The sequence below is a fragment of the Nocardioides sp. genome (assembly GCF_964229035.1).
Taxonomy (GTDB): Bacteria; Actinomycetota; Actinomycetes; order Propionibacteriales; family Nocardioidaceae; genus Nocardioides.
Window position 1 is genome coordinate 14,149 of the sequence record NZ_CAXRAZ010000037.1, and the last position, 19,613, is coordinate 33,761.

Below are 19,613 nucleotides of genomic sequence, written 5' to 3' on the forward strand. Positions count from 1 at the left end.
AGCCGACGGGGGGATGCCACAAGTCAATCAAGTTGATACGGTTTGTCGGGTAACGCGGATCGCGCCCGCGACGCCCACGGATCAGGAGAGCCCGATGACCTATCGCCCCGAGACCCTCGCCGTGCACGCCGGCCAGGAGGAGCCGGACCCGGCCACCAACGCCCGGGCCGTGCCGATCTACCAGACCACCTCCTACGTCTTCAACGACACCGACCACGCGGCGAACCTGTTCGCGCTCGCGGAGCCCGGCAACATCTACAGCCGGATCATGAACCCGACGCAGTCGGTGTTCGAGGAGCGCCTGACCCAGCTCGAGGGCGGCGTCGGCTCACTCGCCGTCGCCTCGGGGTCGGCCGCCATCACCTACTCGGTGCTCAACCTGACCTACGCCGGCGACAACATCGTGGCGATCTCGACCCTCTACGGCGGCACCTACGCCCTCTTCGCGCACACGCTGCCGCAGTACGGCATCGAGGTGCGCTTCGTGGACCCGGAGAAGCCCGAGGACCTCGCCCGCCACGTCGACGACCGCACCAAGCTGGTGTTCGCCGAGACGATCGGCAACCCGAAGGTCAACGTGGTCGACATCCGTGCCTGGGCCGATGCCGCCCACGAGCAGGGTCTGCCGCTGGTGGTCGACAACACCGCCACCACCCCCTACCTGGCGCGGGTCTTCGACCACGGCGCGGACATCTCGGTGCACTCGGCCACCAAGTACATCGGCGGCCACGGCACCTCGATCGGCGGCATCATCGTCGACTCGGGCAACTTCGACTGGGCCGCCCACGCCGACCGGTTCCCGGGCCTGACCGGTCCGGACTCGGCCTACCACGGGGTGGTCTGGACCGAGGCGGTCGGCAACCTCGCCTACATCATCCGCGCCCGCACGGTGCTGCTGCGCAACACCGGCGCCGCTATCGCGCCGCTCAACTCCTTCCTGTTCCTGCAGGGTCTCGAGACCTTGCACCTGCGCCTGGAGCGGCACAGCGAGAACGCGCTGAAGGTCGCGCAGTACCTGCAGGACCACGACGCGGTGGCCTGGGTGAACTACCCCGGCCTGGAGGGCGACGCCTACCGGGCCGTGGCCGACCGGATCCTCACCGGTCGCGGCTACGGCGGGCTGGTGTCCTTCGGGCTGAAGTCCGGGCGCGACGGCGGCAAGCGCTTCATCGAGTCGCTCGGCCTGTTCAGCCACCTGGTGAACATCGGCGACGCCAAGTCGCTGGCGGTGCACAACGCGAGCACCACCCACTCGCAGCTCACCGCCGACGAGCTCGAGGCGGCCGGCGTCCCGGAGGACCTCGTCCGTCTCTCGGTGGGCATCGAGAACATCGACGACATCCTCGCCGACCTCGACCAGGCGCTCACCGCGGCGAAGTGACCAGGTGAGCGGCGTCGGAACCGTCACCACCCAGCGGGCCGTCGTCACCGGCGACGGCCCGCTGCGGCTGGCCTCCGGGGCCGAGCTCGCCCACGTCGAGGTGGCCTACGAGACCTACGGGCGGCTCAACGCTGCCCGCGACAACGCAGTGGTGATCTGCCACGCGCTCACCGGTGACGCCCACGCGGCCGGCCTCCACGAGGGGGCCGGACGCCCCGGCTGGTGGGACGGTCTCATCGGCCCCGGGCGGGCGGTCGACACCGATCGCCACTTCGTGGTGTGCGCGAACCTGCTCGGCGGCTGTGCCGGCACCACCGGGCCGTCGTCCACCGACCCCGAGACGGGCAGGCCCTACGGCCCCGACTTCCCGCTGCTCACGATCGGCGACCTGGTCACAGCGCACCGGCGGCTGCTGGACCATCTCGGGATCGACCGGATGCGCGCGGTGGTGGGCGGCTCCCTGGGCGGCATGCAGGCCCTCGAATGGGCGCTGCAGGAGCCCGAGCGCATCGAGCGTGCGGTGATCGTGGCGGCCAGCGGTGGGCTCACGGCGGAGAACATCGCCTTCTCCGCCGTCGCGCGCGCCGCGATCCTGGAGGACCCGGACTTCCGGGGCGGGCGCTACCTCGAGCAGGGCGTGAGCCCGCGCCACGGGTTGAAGGTGGCGCGGATGATGGCGCACATCACCTACGTGTCGGCGCGCTCGCTCGAGGACAAGTTCGGGGTGCGCCGGGCCGATCCCGCCGCGCCGCCGCGGCTCGACGCCGACTTTGAGGTCGAGCACTACCTGCAGCACCAGGGGGAGTCCTTCCTGCGGCGCTTCGACGCGTGGAGCTACCTGCACCTGACGCGGGCGATGGACTACTTCGATCCCTTCGCCGCCCACCCCGGGGTGCGGCCGACGACCCGGTTCCAGCTGATCTCCTTCGACTCCGACCGCCGCTTCTCCACCGAGCACTCGGTGCGCCTGCGCGACGAGCTGGCGGCTCGCGGGGCGACGGTGGAGCACGCGGAGGTCGCCTCGCCCTGGGGGCACGACTCGTTCCTGCTCCGTCCGCCCGGCTACCACGAGCTCGTGCGCGCCCACCTCGACGGTGTGCTCGACCCCGCCCGCCCGACGTCCGCCCTGACGTAGGCTGCCGACCGTGCGTCGTCGCCTCGGTCTCGCAGCCCTCCTGCTGCTGCTCGTGCCCGCCCTCTCGGGCCTCCCCGCGGCAGGTCTTAGCCCTCTCGCGCCCTCGGCGCTGGCCGCGGAGCGGACGCCGGTGGCGGGCAGTGCCAACGGCCCCGACCCGTACTGGCCCCTCGACGGCAACGGCGGCACGGACGCGCGCCACTACGACGTCCGCGTGGCCTACGACTTCGCCCGCGGCGTGCTGCGGGGGCGCACGGTGGTGTCGATGCGCGCGACCCGCGACCTGTCGAGCTTCCACCTCGACCTCCTGCTGCCGGTCACCGCGGTGAAGGTGAACGGCGTCGCCGCCCGCTTCTCCAAGCCGAACCGTCACGAGGTCCGCATCGTCCCGCGCCGCTCGCTCCCGGCCGGGCGGACCTTCACTGTGCAGGTCGACTACCGCGGGCGGCCCGCCCCGCTGGCGTACGCCGGCGAGAGGAACTGGCTGGCGGACTCCCGCGAGGTCGTGAGCATGAACCAGCCGCACATGGCGCCGTGGTGGTTCCCGAGCAACGACCACCCCACCGACAAGGCGGCCTACGACGTGCGCGTCACCGTGCCGCGCAGCAAGGTCGTGATCAGCAACGGCCTGCGGGTCGGGCGCACCGTCACCGGCGCGAACGCCACCACCCACTGGCGCACCACCCAGCCGATGGCCACCTACCTGGCCTTCTTCGCCGCCGGCGACTTCGCCGTGGAGGCCTCGCGCACCGCGGCCGGCATCCCCTCCATCCACGCCGTCTCACGAGCCCTGCCGGCCGGTGCTCGGGCGAGCGCGCTGCGGGCCCTGCGCCGCACCCCGGCGATCACCGACTGGCTCGCGAGCCGCTTCGGGCCCTACCCGTTCGTCTCGACCGGTGGCCTCGTCACCAGCCTGAACGTCGGGTTCGCGCTGGAGAACCAGACCCGGCCCACCTACCCCGGCTCCCTCGGCGCCGTCGGCGACGACCTGCTGGTGCACGAGCTCGCCCACCAGTGGTTCGGCGACAGCCTCGCCGTGCGCCGCTGGCGCGACATCTGGCTCAACGAGGGCTTCGCCACCTTCGCCGAGCGCCTCTACGACGCCGCCCACGGCGGCCCGAGCGTCGCCGCCTGGGTGGACGACGCCTACACCTCGCGCTGCACGGTGCCGGACGACACCTTCTGGACACTGCGCCTCGACGACCCCGGTGCGGCGAACATCTTCGACACGGCCGTCTACGAGCGCGGCGCCCTCGCCCTCGGTGCGCTGCAGAACCGCATCGGGGCGGCCGCGATGCAGGACCTCCTCCGCGCGTGGGCGACCACGCACCGCAACGGCAACGTCGACGCCGCCCAGTTCGAGGCCTTCGCCGCGGCCCGCACGGGTGAGGAACTCTCCGGCTTCTTCGACGCCTGGCTGCGCGGTGGTCGCCCGCCGGCCGTCACGGCCGACAACGGCCTGCGCGCCGCCTGCCCCGTGGGCTGAGCCCCGCCCGCGCCCCGCCCGCGATCCCGCCGGACGGCGCGCCTGCGTCGTCCTCGCCGACGTCGCTGCCATGCTGAGGAACTGCACTGTGCCCCGGCCGACCTGCGGCCCCGGATGCGATGGAGCCCTCCACCATGAACACCAAGAAGCTGCTCGGACTCGCGGTGGTCGCCTTCCTCGTGTTCTGGATGTTCACCGATCCCTCCGGACTGGCCGACACCTCGAAGTCGGCCGCCGACAGCGGCTGGACGCTCACCCAGGACGCCTTCAACGGCATCATCGACTTCGTCGGGGCCCTGAACTGACCACCCGCTCGCGGGGATGACGGTCACCGACAGGTCGCGGGAGGAGCACTGAGATGGGCTTCGTGAGCGATGTGGTCGACCGGCTCGGCGATCCGCGGATCGGTCGCCACCTGCTGCGCGAGGAGGGCGAGGTGGTGGTCGACGAGGTGATGCACCACTGGTTCGCCTACCTGCGCCCGGCAGCCGAGGGCGGGCTGGCGCTGCTGCTCCTCGTCGCCAGCTGGTTCGTGCCGATGGCGGTGGCCTGGGTGCTCATCGGCGCTGCCGTGCTCCTGATGGTGCGCGCCGCCTGGGGCTGGTTGGCGGTGCTGCGCGATCGCTTCGTCATCACCAACATGAGGGTGTTCCGCGTGCACGGGGTGTTCTCGCAGAGCCTGGCCACCATGCCGCTCAGCCGCATCCTCGACATCTCCGTCTCGAAGCCGCTGCACGGCCGGGTGCTGGGCTTCGGGCACTTCTGCTTCGAGTCGGCCGCCCAGGAGCAGGGGCTGCGCGACATCCGCTACGTCGGTCGCCCCGACGAGCGCGACCTCGCCATCCAGCGGGTGGTGCAGCGGGCGGGCCTGCGCGGTCCGCGCGTGCCCAACTGAGCCGGGCCGGGCCGGGCCGGGCCGGCAGGGCCGGCCGAGCACGGCGTTCCCACGCCCCAACCTCCGCGCGGGCCGACCCGGGCGCCTTCGTAGGATGAGGCCATGACGCAGCAGCCGTTCTCCCGTCCCGGTGCGATCGACCTGTCCGCGCTGCGGCGCCCGGCGTCGCCGTCCCCGTCGCCCGCGGCGGCACCGCCCGCCGGGGGCGCCGCGTCGTCCGCTGGTGGTGCGGGCGGCGCCTACTCGGTGGCCGTCGACGAGGCCAACTTCCAGGACGTGCTCGAGGCCTCGATGACCGCCCCGGTCGTCCTGGTCTTCCACTCGCCCTCGCGCTCGCCCGAGAGCGACCAGCTCGCGCACGACGTCGCGCTCGTGGCCGAGGAGTACGACGGCCGCTTCCTCGCCGCGACCATCGACGTGGACGCCGTGCCGCAGATCGCGCAGGCGATGCAGATCCCGCAGGTGCCGCTGATGCTCGTCATCCTCGACGGCCGCCCCGCCACCCAGCCGATCCCCGGCGCTGCGCCGATCGACGACATCCGCGCGCTGTTCAACCAGCTCGCCCAGCAGCTCACCGCCCAGGGCATCGCCGGACGCCACCAGCCGCACGCGCTCGGTGCGTCCGCCCCGGTGGCCGAGGGGGAGGAGCCCGAGGTCGACCCGCGCTACGCCCCCGCGCAGGACGCCCTGGCGGCCGGCGACATCGACACGGCCGTGGCCGAGTACCAGCGCCTCGTCGACGCCAACCCCGCCGACCACGAGGCGGCCGCCGGCCTGGCGATGGCCAAGGTGCTGCAGCGCACCCAGGGCGTCGACCTCAACGCCGCCCGCGCCGCCGCGGCCGCCGCGCCCGACGACGTGGACGCCCAGACGATGGTGGCCGACCTCGACATGCTCGGCGGCCACGTGGAGGACGCCTTCGCCCGCCTGGTCGAGCTCGTGCGTCGCACGGCCGGCAAGGAGCGCGATCGTGCGCGCGAGCACCTGCTCGGACTGTTCGCGGCCGTGGGCAACGACGACGCCCGGGTGCTCAAGGGACGCCAGGCGCTCGCCTCCGCGCTCTACTGAGCCCCACCGCGCTCGCATGACCAGCCCGCCGCCGTACCCGCCCCCCGTCGGCGTGCGCGACCTCGGGTTCGCCCGCGGGGCGGGCTTCCTGGGGCAGGGGCTCCGGCTCTGGCGCACCCGGCCGCGCCTCATGCTGCTCGGCCTCGTGCCGGCCCTCATCGTGGCGGCGCTCGTGCTCACGGCCCTCGTGCTGCTGGTGATCTACGCCGACGACGCGATCGCCGCGCTCACCCCGTTCGCCGACGACTGGCCGGGGCTGTGGCGCGGTCTGCTGCGGGTGGGGCTGCTGCTCGTCGTCCTCGTGGGGGCGGGAGTGCTGGCGATGGTCACCTTCACCGGCCTGACGCTCGCGGTGGGCGACCCCTTCTACGAGCGGATCTGGAAGGACGTCGAGATCTCCCTCGGCGGCACGGTGCCCGAGCACGGGGTCGGGTGGGTCCGCGGTGCGCTCGACGGTCTTGTGCTCGTGGGCGCCGGGATCCTCACCGCCGTCCTGGTGTTCGTCTGCGGCTTCCTGCCCGTGGTCGGCGCGGTGGTCGGGTTCGTCCTGGGGCTGGTGCTCTCCGGGCGCCTGCTCGCGGCCGAGCTCATCTCGCGCCCGCTCGAGGCGCGCGGGCTCGACCGCGCCGCGCGGGCGCGGCTGCTGCGCCCCCACCGCGGGGCGGTGCTCGGCTTCGGGGTGTGCGTGCAGGCCTGCTTCCTCATCCCCTTCGGAGGCATCGCGGTCATGCCGGCCGCGGTCGCCGGTGCCACCTACCTCGCGCGCGCGGTGCTCGAGGCCGACCCAGCCGGTGCGGCCGGCGGCGCTCCCGTCGCGAAGGTCTGAGCCCGGCGCCTCACGCCTCGGCGAGCGCGCGGAGCACAGCGGCGACAGCGGGGGACTCGGCCATGGTCCGCCGGTGCAGGGCGTCGACCAGGCGCACGGGCACCGGATCGACGACCTCGACCGCCACGAGGTCCGCGCCGAGCGGCGCTCGCCCCAGGCGCGGGACGAGTGCCACCCCGAGGCCCGCCCGTACCAGGGCCAGGTGGGAGTCGAACTCGGCGGAGGTGTGCGCGATGCGCGGCACGCCGCCGGTTCCGTCGTACATGCGGTGCAGCCACTGACGACAGATCGAGCCCTCGGGCGTGGCGATCCAGGGGGTCTCGCGCAGGTCGTGCGGACTCACCCGTCGCCGGGCGGCGAGGGGGTCGTCGCGGTGCACGATGAGGTCGGCGACGTCGTCGGCCAGCGGCGTGCGGACGACGTGCTCGGGCACCGCGAGCGCCACGCCGCCCCAGCGGTGCACCACGCCGATCTCGACGTGACCGGCTGCGACGAGGTCGACGGTGTCCCACGGCTCACGCTCGTCGAGCACGAGATCGAGGTCGGGGTGGGCGTCGCGCAGGCGTCGCGCGATCGGCGCCACGAGGCCGCGCACCGCGGTGGAGAAGGCGGCCAGGCGCAGTCGCCCGGTGACGACGCCCGCGCGCTGCTGCAGCCCGGCCTCCAGTGCCTCGAGGTCGTCGAGCACCCGCTCGCCGGCGTCGACGAGGTGCCGCCCGTGCCCGGTGAGCATCACACCGCGCCCCACCCGCTCGAGGAGGGGCACGCCAGTCTGCCGCTCGAGCCGCTTCACCTGCTGCGACACCGCGCTCGGCGTGAAGCCCAGCGCTCCAGCCGCGCCCACCACGGATCCGTGGGTGGCCACCGCGCGCAGGGCGCGCAGCGCCTCCAGATCGATCATGAAGCGATGCTACCGAATCAACGGAACATCTATTCGCTGGTGCTTCATCGTCCTCGGCATCAGGCTGGCCCGGTGACCCGCCGTGACCAAGCGCTCGCCGCCCTCGTCGCCCTCATCTGGGGCGTCAACTTCGTCGTGATCGACGTCGGCATGGGCGACGTGCCGCCGCTGCTGTTCCTGGCCGCCCGCTTCACCGCCGTCGTCCTGCCCGCGGTCTTCCTGGTGCCGCGCCCCACGGTCGGCTGGCAGGTGGTCGTTGGTGTCGGTCTGACGATGTCGCTCGGCCAGTTCGGCTTCCTCTACCTCTCCCTGGACACCGGGATGCCGCCCGGCCTGGCCGGGCTCGTGCTGCAGGCGCAGGTGGTGCTCACCGTGGTGCTGGCGGCCGCGGTGCTGCGGGAGCGGCCGACCGCCGGGCAGCGCGCGGGCGTCGTCCTCGGGGTGGTGGGGTTGGCGGTGGTGGCGCTGGGGCGCGGCGGGCACGTGCCGCTCGGCGCGCTCGCCCTGTGCCTGGCCGGTGCGGCCATGTGGGCGGTCGGCAACGTGATCGCCCGCGCGTCGGGCAGTCGGGCGCAGGCGGTGCCCGCGCCGGCGCGGGCGGCGAGCGGCCTGTCGCTGACCGTGTGGTCGGCACTCGTGGTGCCGGTGCCGCTGGTGCTGCTGTCGCTCGTCGTCGACGGCCCGTCGGCGCTCGGTGACGCCGCGCACGCCTTCGGCCCGGCGGCCGCGCTCTCGACCCTCTACACCGCCGGTCTGGCCTCGCTCGTGGGCTACGGCATCTTCAACGGGCTGCTCGCCCGGAACCCCTCCGCTGCGGTCGTGCCCTGGATCCTGCTGGTGCCGCCGGTGGCGATCACCTCGGCGTGGCTGCTGCTCGGCGAGCGACCCTCGGTGGGCGAGCTGGTGGGCGGCGCCATCCTCGTCGCTGGCGTGCTGGCGGCCTCACGTCCGCCGCGCGGCACGGTGCGGCCGAACGGTGGGGCTCAGCGCCCCGACTCGGTGTACGCCGGCCCGCGGCCCTCGAGGCTCGCGAGCGCGGCCCGCACGCGACGCGCGGTGAAGTCGGCGGCCCGCTCGTCGACCTCCTCGAGCGTCAGGAAGGCGGCCGAGCGGATCTCGCGGGCCTGAGGCACGATCCGCTGCACCAGGTCGGCGGGGTGGGTGCCGCCGTCGAAGACGAGGCACACGGCGTCGTCCCACCCGCCCCACGGCGGCAGCCAGTCGGTGAGCACCAGCGGGCCCGCTTCGATCTCGAGGCTCAGCTCCTCCTCGACCTCGCGGGTCACCGCCAGGCGCGGCGACTCGCCGACCTCGATGACACCGCCGGGCAGGTCCCAGTCGGCCTTGTAGGTGAGCTCGCACAGCAGCACCCGCGGGCCCTCGGAGGCGGGGGAGTCCTGGCGCACCAGCATCTGGCCGATGCCGCGCTTGCGGGGCAGGAAGGAGTTGAGGAGCGCGCGGAAGCCGCCTGGCTCGTGCACCGGCACGTCGTCCACGAGCCGGCCGTAGACCACGAGGTCGCCGCCGGTGCCGCGCTGGACGCCCTCGCGGCGCAACCCCGACCACGTGGCGATGCGCTGGGCCTGCTCGTCGTCCGCGGGCACCTTGACCTCGACCCGCTCGTGCTCGGTGAGCGCCTCGGCGACCTGGCGGCGGACGACGTCCACCGCTGCCTGCCAGCCGCGCTCGACGAGGTCGGGGGACCAGGTCAGGCGGGCGATGCCGTCGTCGACGGTGCGGTGGCTGACCTCGGGCTCGGCGGGCTGGTGGGTCACACCTGAAACCCTAGAGGACCGGTGGGAGATGCCTCCCCGGCCCGAGGTGTCAGGACGACGTCGCGGGCGCGGACGGTGCCAACAGCCACAGCGTCGCGAGCGGCGGCAGCACCAGTCGGGCGTAGGCGGGGCTGCCGCCCGGGGCGCCGGCCTCCATCGGCCCGGCGGCCTCGGCGTGGACGACGCCCAGGTTGCCGACCCCGCTGCCGCCGTAGCCCTCGGCGTCGGTGTTCAGCACCTCCGCCCACTCGCCGGCGAGCGGCAGGCCGAGGCGGTAGTCGTGCGGCACGGCGGCGAAGTTGGTGACGCACACGAGGTCGGGGGTGCCGTCGAGGCCGCGGCGCACGAAGCTGAACACGTTGTGACCGGCGTCCTGCGCGTCGATCCAGGCGAAGCCGCCCGGCTCGTTGTCGCGCTGCCACAGCGCGGGCTGCTCGCGGTAGCGGTGGTTGAGGTCGCGCACGAAGTCCTGGACCCCGCGGTGCTCCGGGTGCTCGAGCAGCCACCAGTCCAGCTCGCGCGACTCGGCCCACTCCGAGGTCTGGGCGAGCTCGGTGCCCATCATCACCAGCTGCTTGCCGGGGTGGGCCCACATGTAGGCGAGGTAGGCGCGCAGTGTGGCGAACTGCTGCCAGCGGTCGCCCGGCATCTTGTTGATGAGCGAGCCCTTGCCGTGCACGACCTCGTCGTGGCTCAGCGGCAGCACGTAGTTCTCGCTGAAGGCGTAGACGAGCGAGAAGGTCATGCCGCCGTGGTGGTAGGCGCGGTGCACCGGGTCGTGCGCCAGGTAGCGCAGGCTGTCGTGCATCCAGCCCATGTTCCACTTGAACCCGAAGCCGAGCCCGCCCCCCGACGTGGCGCCGGTGACGCCCGGCCAGGCGGTCGACTCCTCGGCGATGGTGACGATGCCCGGCACCCGCTTGTAAGCGGTGGCGTTGAGCTCCTGCAGCAGCTGCACCGCCTCGAGGTTCTCGTGGCCGCCGAAGCGGTTGGGCGCCCACTCGCCGTCCTTGCGGCCGTAGTCGAGGTAGAGCATCGAGGCGACGCCGTCGACGCGCAGGCCGTCGACGTGGAACTCCTCGAGCCAGTACAGGGCGTTGGCCACCAGGAAGTTGCGCACCTCCGGCCGGCCGAAGTCGAAGATGTGCGAGCCCCACTCGGGGTGCCAGCCGCGGCGCGGGTCGGGGTGCTCGTAGAGGGCGGTGCCGTCGAAGCGCACGAGCGCCCACTCGTCGGTGGCGAAGTGCCCCGGCACCCAGTCGAGGACGACGGCGATGCCCGCCGCGTGCAGCGCGTCGACCAGGCGGCGGAAACCGTCGGGGTCGCCGAAGCGGGAGTCGGCGGCGAAGTAGGAGGTGACGTGGTAGCCCCAGGACCCGCCGAACGGGTGCTGCATCACCGGCATCATCTCGACGTGGGTGAAGCCGAGGTCGGCCAGGTAGGCGGGCAGGCCGTGCTCGGGGTCGGCGAGCTGGTCGTAGGTCCAGAACGACCCGTCGGGGTGGCGTCGCCACGAGCCGAGGTGCAGCTCGTAGGTGGCCATCGGCTCGGCGACGGGCTGGCGGCGGGCACGCTCGGCCAGCCACGCGTCGTCCTGCCACACGTGGGTGCTGGTGAACACGCGCGAGGCGGTGCGCGGCGGCACCTCGGCGTGCGCGGCCATCGGGTCGGCCTTCTCGCGCCACACGCCGTCGGCGCCCTCGACGAGGTACTTGTAGGCGGTGCCGTCGCCGACGCCGGGCAGGTAGGCCTCCCACAGGCCCGAGCCCCGCGGCGTCATGGGGTTCGCCGCGCCGTCCCAGCCGTTCATGTCGCCGATGACGCTCACCGAGCGGGCGTTGGGCGCCCACACCACGAAGCTCGTGCCGGTCACGACCCCGTCGGCGCCCGCGCGCGTGCGCGCGCCCAGCACCTGCCAGAGCTGCTCGTGGCGTCCCTCGCCGATGAGGTGCAGATCGACCTCGCCGAGCACGGATCCCGCTGCGTCGTCTCCCACCATCACTCCACCCTATGCCGATCCATGCCGATCCATGCCGATCCCGTCCGCTCGCCCCGGTGCCCCGGGGCGAGCCCTCCCATCCCCTCGGGAGGGGCGGCGACCACCCCGGTGGTGGGATGGGCGGGTGAGGACGACGGAGGGTGCGGCAGCCACCGGCGGCGGTGCCGGGGTGGCGCAGGCAACTGCAGGACGGCGACTGCTGGTCGTCGTCCCGATCGTGCTGGCGTTGCTGTCGATGATCGGGCCCTTCAGCATCGACACGCCCTTCCCGGCGTTCGAGCAGATGGGCGAGGACCTCGGCGCGGGCACGGCCTCGTTGCAGCTGGTCGTGAGCGCCTACCTGGCCGCCTTCGCCTTCATGAGCCTGGTGCACGGCCCGCTCTCCGACGCCGTCGGACGGCGCACGGTGATGCTCGGTTCGCTCGCGGTGTTCGTGGTCGCCTCGGTGGCGTGCGCGTTCGCGCCGAACCTCGCCTGGCTGCTCGTCGGACGCACCGTGCAGGGGCTGAGCGCGGGCGGCGCCACGATCGTCAGCCGCACCGTGGTGCGCGACCTCTTCGAGGGCGACCTCGCCCAGCGGCTGATGAGCCGGGTAGCCCTCATCTTCGGCATCGCGCCGGCGATCGGTCCGGTGCTCGGCGGCGCGATCCTGCAGGTCGGCCCGTGGCCGCTGATCTTCGGCTTCCAGGCCGCGCTCGGGGTCGGGCTGGCGCTGGCGGTGCTGCTCCTGCTGCCCGAGACCCACCCGCGCGAACGACGCACCCCACTGGTCCCGCGCGAGCTGCTGCGCTCGCTCGGAGCCGTGGCCCGCATCCCCGCCTTCCACCGCCTCGCGTGGGCCACCGGGTTCGTCTTCGGTGCCCAGTTCCTCTACATCGGCGGCGCCGCCGTCTTCGTGGACGACGTGCTGGGGCGCGGCGCGCTCGACTACTGGGTGCTCTTCGTGCCGATGATCGGCTCGATGATGGTCGGCTCCTGGCTGTGCGGGCGTGCCGCCGGCCGCATCCCGATCGAGCGCCTGATCACCCTGGGCCTGGCGGTGGCGCTCGTCGGCGCGGCCGTCGACGTCGCGATCGCCGCCTCGCCGCTCGGCGCGCAGCTGCCGTGGGCCGTGCTCGGTGTCAGCCTCGTCGCGCTCGGCAACGGTGCCACCTACCCGGCCTTCCAGCTGATGCTGCTCGACCTCGCACCCGAGCGTCTGGGGTCGGTCGTGTCGCTGTCGTCCTTCCTCGCGCTGCTGCTCAACGCCGTCACGTCCGTGGCGGTGGTGCCCCTGATCGGAGGGTCCGCGCTCGGGTTCGCGCTCGCGGCGGCGGTGGGCGTCGTCCTCGGGGCGGGGTTGTGGGGGTGGCAGCGCGCGCTGACGGCGCCTGCCGTCCGGATGTCGTCTCGGGTGTGAGGGAGTAGCGGCGTTCAACGCCTCGGTCGGCGTGGGCGACGCTTCGAGCGCATCATCCGCCAGCGACCGAGCGGCCCGGAGTGGTGCCACTGGGCCAGGTCGCGGACGAGGTGGTCGGGCAGTCTCAGCCCGGCCTGGCCCGCTTCGACCCGCAGGATGTCGACGGCGGTGTCGAGGTCGATGTGGCGCCGGTGGCGGCGGATCCGGGAGCCGGCATCGCGGACGACGGCGCGCAGCACCTGGAAGTCTCCCCATGGCGTCCACGGGTCGTCCGCGCCGCGCCGACTCACCTGCCCATCATCGCGACGCCGCGGAGACCGCGCCAGAGCGTGGGCGGGGCGAACCGGTCCCACGCCGCCGTCCGAGGCGGTTGAATGCCGCCATGCCCCCTCTCGGCCCCCGTGTTCTCGTCTCGACCCTCGCCCTCGGGCTGAGCGCCACGCTGCTCGCTGGGTGCTCCGGTTCTCCCTTCGGCTCCGCGGTGGACGAGCCGTGGCACACGCCGGCCACCACCGGCGCTCCCTCCGCGGACGACGGACCCGCGCTGGACGCCGACGGTCGGCCGCTCGGTCTTCCTGGCCGACCCCGGTACGCCGCCGGCGACGGCATCGACCTGGGCGTCGTGCCCGGCTCGCGGGCGGAGGCCAAGCGTGCGCTCGCCAGGGTGGCCGCGACGTTCCGGCGCGAGAACACCGGCTTCTTCCGGCTGAGCGAGCCTGGAGTGCCGGACAGCGAATTCGCCTCCGCCATCTGGGAGATGAGCGGTCGGCGCGCGGAGACGACCTACCTCCTGGATGACACCGAGTTGACGCTGCGCTCCTCGCCCCGCGACTTCTGGGTCTCGACCCGATCCGACGGCCAGGCCGTGTGGAGCGAGAAGTGCTGGCTGCACCTTGCCCTCGAAAGTGTCGAACAGGCGCCGGCGGTACGGCTCGCGCTGAGGGCCCGCGCCCTCGGCACGTCCCGGGTCAGCGCCGGTGACGTGGTCGCTGACGTGCGGCTGGTCGACGTCGTCGACCTGATCTTCCCCGCGGTGTCGCAGGAGCTCGGGCCGACGTTCCGCACCTCGCGGCGCGAGGTCTCGGCGATCCTCTCCCTGGACGCCGACGGTGTCCTGTCCGAGATCCTGGTGCCGCTGCGCGAGGTGGTCGACGCCGCGGGATCGCCACGGCTGAACCGGGTCTTCGACGACGAGCTGTACCTGGGCGAGCTCGAGGTGTACTACTCCGACTTCGGCACTTCGCTGGTGGCCGAACCACCGCCGGCCGACGCGGTCGTCGAGGTATCGCCGGCCGAGGCCCGCAACCCCGAGGCCGCCTGCATCGCGGCAGGGAAGGAACCCAAGCCGCGCGTTGCCAGCTGAGGGCGGGACGCGGGACGCGGCCCCGTTGATCGTCCGCCCCACTCGGCGTTTCAGCCGGCGGTGAGCCGCGCGATGCCCGCGAGCGGGATCGAGAGCCACGTGGGCCGGTTGCGTGCTTCGTAGACGCACTCGTAGACGGCCTTGTCGACGACGTAGGCGGTGAGGATCGCGCGGTCGACCTCGCCGAAACCGCCCTCGCCGCAGTAGGCGGCGAGGAAGGCCTTGCGGTTGCGCCGCGCCCACTCCTTGGCGCGCACGGCGCGCTGCAGCAGCACGTCGGGGTCGTCGTCCGCGAGGGAGGCGGCCACCGCGTGCGGGGCGTAGTCGAAGGAGCGGGTCAGGCCCGCGACGTCGCGCCACGGCGCGTCGGGCAGCAGCCGCTCGGCGAGCGTCTTGGCCGGCTCGCCCTCGAAGTCCACGAGCTTCCACGCCGCGGTGGTGCGCAGCGTCTGGCCGAGGTGGAGGTCGCCGTGCACGCGCTGGGTGGCGATCTCGCCGAGGTCGCCGAGGGCGGCGAAGACGGCCTCGGCCGCCGCGGCGTGCTCCTCCAGCTCGGGGACGACGGAGGTCGCGTGCCGCAGCCGATCGGTCATCGTGGCCGCGAGCTCGTGCCCGGGCACCGAGGCCGTCGGGAAGGACTCGCGCAGCTGGGCGTGGATCTCGTGCAGCGCCTCGCCGAGTCGCGCCGCCTCGGCCGCGAAGTCGCCGCCCACCTCCTCGGCGTGCAGGTCGGCCTCGGCGAACAGGTTGCGCACGCTGGCCAGCGCCAGGCCCCAGCCGTCGCTGGCCGTGCGCAGGAACTGCTGGAGCATGCCGAGCTGCACGTCGCCGTGCTCGATCCACCCGTAGAGGCTGGCCACGTGGGTCGAGCCGGCCTCGGTGAGAACGCGGTGGATCGCGATGTCGGGGTTCTCGCCGGGGGTGAGCTTGCGGAAGAGCTTGAGCACGGCGTCCTCGCCGTAGAACACCGACGAGTTCGACTGCTCGCCGCTGAACGGGCTGCCGGTGGCCTCGAGGTCGAGGTCGTGCCCGGGCACCCGCACGAAGCGGAGGCCGTCGGGCGTCTCGGAGCCGTCGGCACCGAAGGCCTGCAGCAGCAGGGCCGTCGCGTCACGGTCGTGCACCGCGTCGTAGGCCACGCCCGGCGTGCCGTCGGCGCGCACGACCGGACCGACCAGCGCGTGCTCGAGGCGCTCGACCGGGGCGTCGTGCAGCGCCAGTGGCAGCTGGTAGTGCTCGACCTCGTCGTCGGGCGCGCCGAGGTAGCGCACCTCCACCACCCACAGGACGACGCTCCCGCCGCCCAGCTCGCCCAGGCGCTGCACGGGGCCGATCGCGAAGTCGCGACCCTTGCCGCCGAACCAGCGCGCCGCCGCCAGGTGCTCGTGCAGCGTGGCGTCGTCGGGCCGGTCGACCGGCCGGTCGACCTGCTGCTCGTTCTCCGGCGTGCTCACAGCACGGGCCTCCCCGTCGTGTCGGGATCGGTGAGTCGGAACCAGTAGAAGCCGTGACCGCTGAGGGTGAGCAGGTAGGGCAGCTCGCCGATGCGCGGGAAAGGCACGCCGCCGAGCAGCTCGACGGGCACCCGGCCCTCGAAGCGCCGCAGGTCGAGCTCGACGGGCTGCGGGAAGCGGGAGAGGTTGTTGACGCAGAGGATCACGTCGTCCTCGGCGCCTGCCTCGCCGGTACCCACCAGCTCGCGCACGTACGACAGCACCGTGGGGTTCGAGCCGCCGAGGTCGGCGAAGGTGCCGAGGCCGAAGGCGTCGTGGCGGCGACGGATGTGGATCATCCGCCGCGTCCAGTGCAGCAGCGAGGAGGGGTTCTCCAGCTGGGCCTCCACGTTGACCGACTGGTAGCCGTAGACGGGGTCCTGGATCGTCGGCAGGTGCAGCTTGCCCGGGGTGGCCGAGGAGAAGCCGGCGTTGCGGTCCGGCGTCCACTGCATCGGGGTGCGCACGCCGTCGCGGTCGCCGAGCCAGATGTTGTCGCCCATGCCGATCTCGTCGCCGTAGTAGAGCACCGGCGAGCCCGGCAGCGAGAGGAGCAGGGCCGTGAACAGCTCGATCTGGTTGGTGTCGTTGTCGAGCAGCGGGGCCAGGCGGCGGCGGATGCCGATGTTGGCCTTCATGCGGGGGTCCTTGGCGTACTCGCCCCACATGTAGTCGCGGTCCTCGTCGGTGACCATCTCGAGCGTCAGCTCGTCGTGGTTGCGCAGGAAGATGCCCCACTGGCAGCCGTCGGGGATGGGCGGGGTCTGCGCCATGATCTCCGAGATCGGGAAGCGCGACTCGCGACGCACCGACATGAAGATGCGCGGCATCACCGGGAAGTGGAACGCCATGTGGCACTCGGTGCCGATCACGCGGCCGTCGGGCTGCTCCTCGGGGCCGAAGTACTCCACCACGTCGGCCGGCCACTGGTTGGCCTCGCACAGCAGCACGCGGCCGGGGTAGTGCTCGTCGACGAAGCGGCGGACCTTCTTCAGGAAGTCGTGGGTTTCGGGGAGGTTCTCGCCGTTGGTGCCGGGACGCTCGTAGAGGTAGGGCACGGCGTCGAGGCGGAAGCCGTCGAGGCCCATGTCGAGCCAGAAGCGCATCGCGTCGATGATCGCCTCGTGCACCGCCGGGTTGTCGAAGTTGAGGTCGGGCTGGTGGTGGAAGAAGCGGTGCCAGAAGTACTGCCCCCGCACCGGGTCCCACGTCCAGTTCGACGGCTCGGTGTCGACGAAGATGACGCGCGCGTCGGCGTAGAGGTCGTCGGTGTCGTTCCATACGTAGAAGTCGCCGTAGGGGCCCTCGGGGTCGCTGCGCGAGGCCTGGAACCACGGGTGCTGGTCGCTGGTGTGGTTCATGACGAAGTCGATGATCACGCGGATGCCGCGGGCGTGCGCGGCGTCCAGGAAGGCGTGGAAGTCCTCGACGGTGCCGATCTCGGGGAGGATGCCCGTGTAGTCGGCCACGTCGTAGCCGCCGTCGCGCAGCGGCGAGGAGAAGAACGGCGGGATCCAGAGGCAGTCGACGCCCAGCCACTGCAGGTAGTCGAGCTTCTCGACCAGGCCGCGGAAGTCACCGGTGCCGTCGGCGTCGGAGTCGCGGAACGAGCGCACCAGCACCTCGTAGAACACCGCGGTGCGGAACCACTCCGGCTCGTCGTTGAGCACCCGGCTGCCCCCCAGGGGCGCGGCGGAGGGTGGACGGGTGTCGGGGGTGCTCATCGGGGGCTCCTGATGGTGAGGACGTGGGCGGGCACGGCGGGATCGAGGCGCACGTAGTCGTGCTCGCCCCACGTCCAGTCGGCACCGGTGATCTCGTCGTGGACGGCGAAGCTCGCCCCCGGCGGCAGGCCGAGCGCCGTGAGGTCGAGGTGCACCATCGACTCCTGGGCCTGGTGCGGGTCGAGGGAGAGCACCACGATCACCCGGTCGTCCGCGTCGCCGGCGGCGGATCGGGCCGTCTTGGAGAAGCACACGATCGAGGTGGAGTCGACCGCGTGCAGGCGCAGGTTGCGCAGCTGCTGCAGTGCCGGGTGGGCGCGGCGCACCTCGTTGAGACGGGTGATCCACTCCCGCAGGCCGTGGTCGTCGGCACGGTCCCAGTCGCGCAGGCGGATCTGGAACTTCTCGGTGTCGAGGTACTCCTCGCTGCCCGGGCGCACCGCGACGTTCTCGCCGAGCTCGTAGCCGGCGTAGACACCCCAGCTGGGGGAGGCCATCGCCGCGAGCACGGCGCGGATGCGGAACGCGCCCGGGCCGCCGTACTGGAGGAACTCGTGGAGGATGTCGGGGGTGTTGACGAAGAAGTTCGGGCGCACGCGGTGCGCCGACTCCTCGGCGACCTCGCGCAGGTAGTCCTCGATCTCCTCCTTCTCGGTGCGCCACGTGAAGTAGGTGTAGCTCTGGTGGAAGCCCACCGAGCCGAGGGTCTGCATCATCGGCGGCTTGGTGAACGCCTCGGCCAGGAAGATGACGTCGGGGTCGGTGGCGCGCACCCGGGCCAGCAGCCACTGCCAGAAGTCCACCGGCTTGGTGTGCGGGTTGTCGACGCGGAAGATCCGCACCCCGTGGGCCATCCAGTGGCGCACCACCCGCTCGACCTCCGCGGCCAGGCTCGCCGGGTCGTCGTAGGGCAGGGCGTCGAAGTTGAGCGGGTAGATGTCCTGGTACTTCTTCGGCGGGTTCTCCGCGTAGGCCACCGAGCCGTCGGCACGGGTGGTGAACCAGTCGGGGTGCTCGGCCACCCACGGGTGGTCGGGGGCGCACTGCAGGGCGAGGTCGAGGGCCACCTCGAGGCCGTTGGCCCGGGCGGTCTCGACGAAGGCGTCGAAGTCCTCGATCGTGCCGAGATCGGGGTGGACGGCGTCGTGCCCACCGTGACGGCTGCCGATCGCCCACGGTGATCCGGCCCAGTCGGCCGGGATCGGCTCCCCGGCGGGCAGCACGGTGTTGTTCGGGCCCTTGCGGTTGACCTCGCCGATGGGGTGGATCGGCGGCAGGTAGACGACGTCGAAGCCCATCGCGGCCACCGCCGGCAGCCGCTCGGCGGCCGTGCGCAGGGTGCCGCTCACCACCTCGCCGGTCGTCGGGTCGAGGCGGGCGCCCTCGGAGCGGGGGAAGAGCTCGTACCAGCTGCCGAAGAGCGCGCGGGGCCGGTCGACGTGCACGGGGAACGGGCCGACGGTGCTCATCAGGTCGCGCAGCGGGTGGGCGCGCAGGATCGTGGCGACCTCGGGCGACTCGAGCTGGGCCAGGCGCGCCTCGACCGGGCGGGCGTCGTCCTCGGCGGCGGCGACGGCGGCCTCGAGCACCGCGCGATCCGCCTTGCCGGCCTTCGTGCGAGCGGGGATGCCGGCGATGACCCGCTGGAGCAGGAGCACACCCTCGGCGAACATCAGCTCGACGTCGATGCCCGCGCGGATCTTGATGCCCGCGGCGTGCTGCCAGGTGGCCACGGGGTCGGACCACGACACGACCTCGAAGGACCACGGGCCCTCGGCGTCGGCGCTCACCCACGCCTCGTGGCGATCGACCGTGTGGCGATCGGCCGGCGGCAGCAGGTTCATCCGCGACGGCGGGCGGGCCACGCCGTCGGGGCCGACCAGCACCACCTCGGCGCCGAGCCGGTCGTGGCCCTCGCGGAACACCGTGGCGCGCACGGGGAAGGGTTCGCCCACGACGGCCTTGACCGGCAGCAGCGAGGAGCCCGGCCCGAGGTCGATCACGGGCGTGACGTCGACGGCCGGGATCCGGCCCAGACGCGACGGCGCGGCGCCGGCGGCGGGCGCCGGGGCGGGTGCGGCGGACGCCGCGCGAGCACCTCGTCCCGACGGGCCGGTGCTGCGCGCGGGGGTGCGGTCGACCTTGCCTCGAGACATGCCACGAACCTA

General features: G+C 73.0%; 16 protein-coding genes and 1 pseudogene. 10 read left to right on the top strand and 7 right to left on the bottom strand.

Annotated features, from left to right (window positions below):
* Positions 1 to 94 precede the first annotated feature (94 nt).
* The 7 genes from ACERUN_RS11490 to ACERUN_RS11520 all read left to right on the top strand — a co-directional run bounded on the left by ACERUN_RS11490 (position 95) and on the right by ACERUN_RS11520 (position 6,791).
* On the top strand, positions 95 to 1,381 hold the full coding sequence (locus ACERUN_RS11490) for an O-acetylhomoserine aminocarboxypropyltransferase/cysteine synthase family protein (protein ID WP_370290098.1): 1,287 nt from the start codon (positions 95 to 97) through the stop codon (positions 1,379 to 1,381).
* A 4-nt stretch (positions 1,382 to 1,385) separates the two neighbouring features.
* Positions 1,386 to 2,516 carry a homoserine O-acetyltransferase gene (locus ACERUN_RS11495; protein ID WP_370290099.1) on the top strand — a complete coding sequence of 377 codons (1,131 nt, stop codon included), beginning with the start codon at positions 1,386 to 1,388 and terminating at the stop codon, positions 2,514 to 2,516.
* 10 nt (positions 2,517 to 2,526) lie between these two features.
* The gene (locus ACERUN_RS11500) at positions 2,527 to 4,002 is read left to right on the top strand and encodes a M1 family metallopeptidase (protein WP_370290100.1); all 1,476 of its coding nucleotides are present in this window, start codon (positions 2,527 to 2,529) and stop codon (positions 4,000 to 4,002) included.
* A 134-nt stretch (positions 4,003 to 4,136) separates the two neighbouring features.
* Positions 4,137 to 4,307 carry a hypothetical protein gene (locus ACERUN_RS11505; protein WP_370290101.1) on the top strand — a complete coding sequence of 57 codons (171 nt, stop codon included), beginning with the start codon at positions 4,137 to 4,139 and terminating at the stop codon, positions 4,305 to 4,307.
* Between the two features lie 53 nt (positions 4,308 to 4,360).
* Positions 4,361 to 4,897, top strand: coding sequence for a PH domain-containing protein (locus tag ACERUN_RS11510; RefSeq protein ID WP_370290102.1), 537 nt, complete (start codon positions 4,361 to 4,363; stop codon positions 4,895 to 4,897).
* 102 nt (positions 4,898 to 4,999) lie between these two features.
* Entirely contained in the window at positions 5,000 to 5,965 is a 966-nt protein-coding gene (locus tag ACERUN_RS11515) for a co-chaperone YbbN (protein ID WP_370290103.1), read from the top strand.
* A 16-nt stretch (positions 5,966 to 5,981) separates the two neighbouring features.
* Positions 5,982 to 6,791 carry an EI24 domain-containing protein gene (locus ACERUN_RS11520; RefSeq protein WP_370290104.1) on the top strand — a complete coding sequence of 270 codons (810 nt, stop codon included), beginning with the start codon at positions 5,982 to 5,984 and terminating at the stop codon, positions 6,789 to 6,791.
* 10 nt (positions 6,792 to 6,801) lie between these two features.
* Here the strand turns inward: ACERUN_RS11520 and ACERUN_RS11525 are convergent, their stop codons facing one another.
* Complete coding sequence (locus ACERUN_RS11525; protein ID WP_370290105.1) at positions 6,802 to 7,692, bottom strand: LysR family transcriptional regulator; 891 nt, start codon at positions 7,690 to 7,692, stop codon at positions 6,802 to 6,804.
* Between the two features lie 6 nt (positions 7,693 to 7,698).
* Between ACERUN_RS11525 and ACERUN_RS11530 the strand changes: the two are divergent.
* A pseudogene (locus ACERUN_RS11530) lies at positions 7,699 to 8,622 on the top strand (EamA family transporter); the annotation flags it as partial.
* Between the two features lie 53 nt (positions 8,623 to 8,675).
* On the opposite strand, the gene ACERUN_RS11535 reads toward ACERUN_RS11530, so the two are convergent.
* Both ACERUN_RS11535 and glgB read right to left on the bottom strand, forming a co-directional pair.
* Positions 8,676 to 9,467 carry an NUDIX domain-containing protein gene (locus ACERUN_RS11535; protein WP_370290106.1) on the bottom strand — a complete coding sequence of 264 codons (792 nt, stop codon included), beginning with the start codon at positions 9,465 to 9,467 and terminating at the stop codon, positions 8,676 to 8,678.
* 49 nt (positions 9,468 to 9,516) lie between these two features.
* Positions 9,517 to 11,466, bottom strand: a complete 1,950-nt coding sequence (glgB, locus tag ACERUN_RS11540; protein ID WP_370290108.1) for a 1,4-alpha-glucan branching protein GlgB — start codon at positions 11,464 to 11,466, stop codon at positions 9,517 to 9,519.
* 124 nt (positions 11,467 to 11,590) lie between these two features.
* Here glgB and ACERUN_RS11545 point away from each other — a divergent pair, with 124 nt between their 5' ends.
* Complete coding sequence (locus ACERUN_RS11545; protein WP_370290111.1) at positions 11,591 to 12,865, top strand: multidrug effflux MFS transporter; 1,275 nt, start codon at positions 11,591 to 11,593, stop codon at positions 12,863 to 12,865.
* A gap of 14 nt (positions 12,866 to 12,879) precedes the next feature.
* On the opposite strand, the gene ACERUN_RS11550 is transcribed toward ACERUN_RS11545, so the two are convergent.
* A complete protein-coding gene (locus ACERUN_RS11550) occupies positions 12,880 to 13,155 on the bottom strand; it encodes a hypothetical protein (RefSeq protein ID WP_370290112.1) in 276 nt (91 codons plus the stop codon).
* 374 nt (positions 13,156 to 13,529) lie between these two features.
* Here ACERUN_RS11550 and ACERUN_RS11555 point away from each other — a divergent pair, with 374 nt between their 5' ends.
* Entirely contained in the window at positions 13,530 to 14,228 is a 699-nt protein-coding gene (locus tag ACERUN_RS11555) for a hypothetical protein (protein ID WP_370290113.1), read from the top strand.
* A gap of 50 nt (positions 14,229 to 14,278) precedes the next feature.
* On the opposite strand, the gene ACERUN_RS11560 is transcribed toward ACERUN_RS11555, so the two are convergent.
* Genes ACERUN_RS11560 through ACERUN_RS11570 form a run of 3 tightly spaced genes read right to left on the bottom strand, consistent with a single transcriptional unit; the run spans position 14,279 to position 19,601 of the window.
* Positions 14,279 to 15,682: a phosphotransferase gene (locus tag ACERUN_RS11560; protein ID WP_370290115.1), complete on the bottom strand. Its 1,404-nt coding sequence runs from the start codon at positions 15,680 to 15,682 to the stop codon at positions 14,279 to 14,281.
* Positions 15,679 to 17,445: a maltose alpha-D-glucosyltransferase gene (gene treS / locus ACERUN_RS11565; protein WP_370290117.1), complete on the bottom strand. Its 1,767-nt coding sequence runs from the start codon at positions 17,443 to 17,445 to the stop codon at positions 15,679 to 15,681. The genes ACERUN_RS11560 and treS overlap by 4 nt, the downstream gene beginning before the upstream one ends.
* Complete coding sequence (locus ACERUN_RS11570) at positions 17,442 to 19,601, bottom strand: alpha-1,4-glucan--maltose-1-phosphate maltosyltransferase (RefSeq protein WP_370290118.1); 2,160 nt, start codon at positions 19,599 to 19,601, stop codon at positions 17,442 to 17,444. Before ACERUN_RS11570 ends, treS begins: the two co-directional genes overlap by 4 nt.
* Between the last annotated feature and the right edge of the window lie 12 nt (positions 19,602 to 19,613).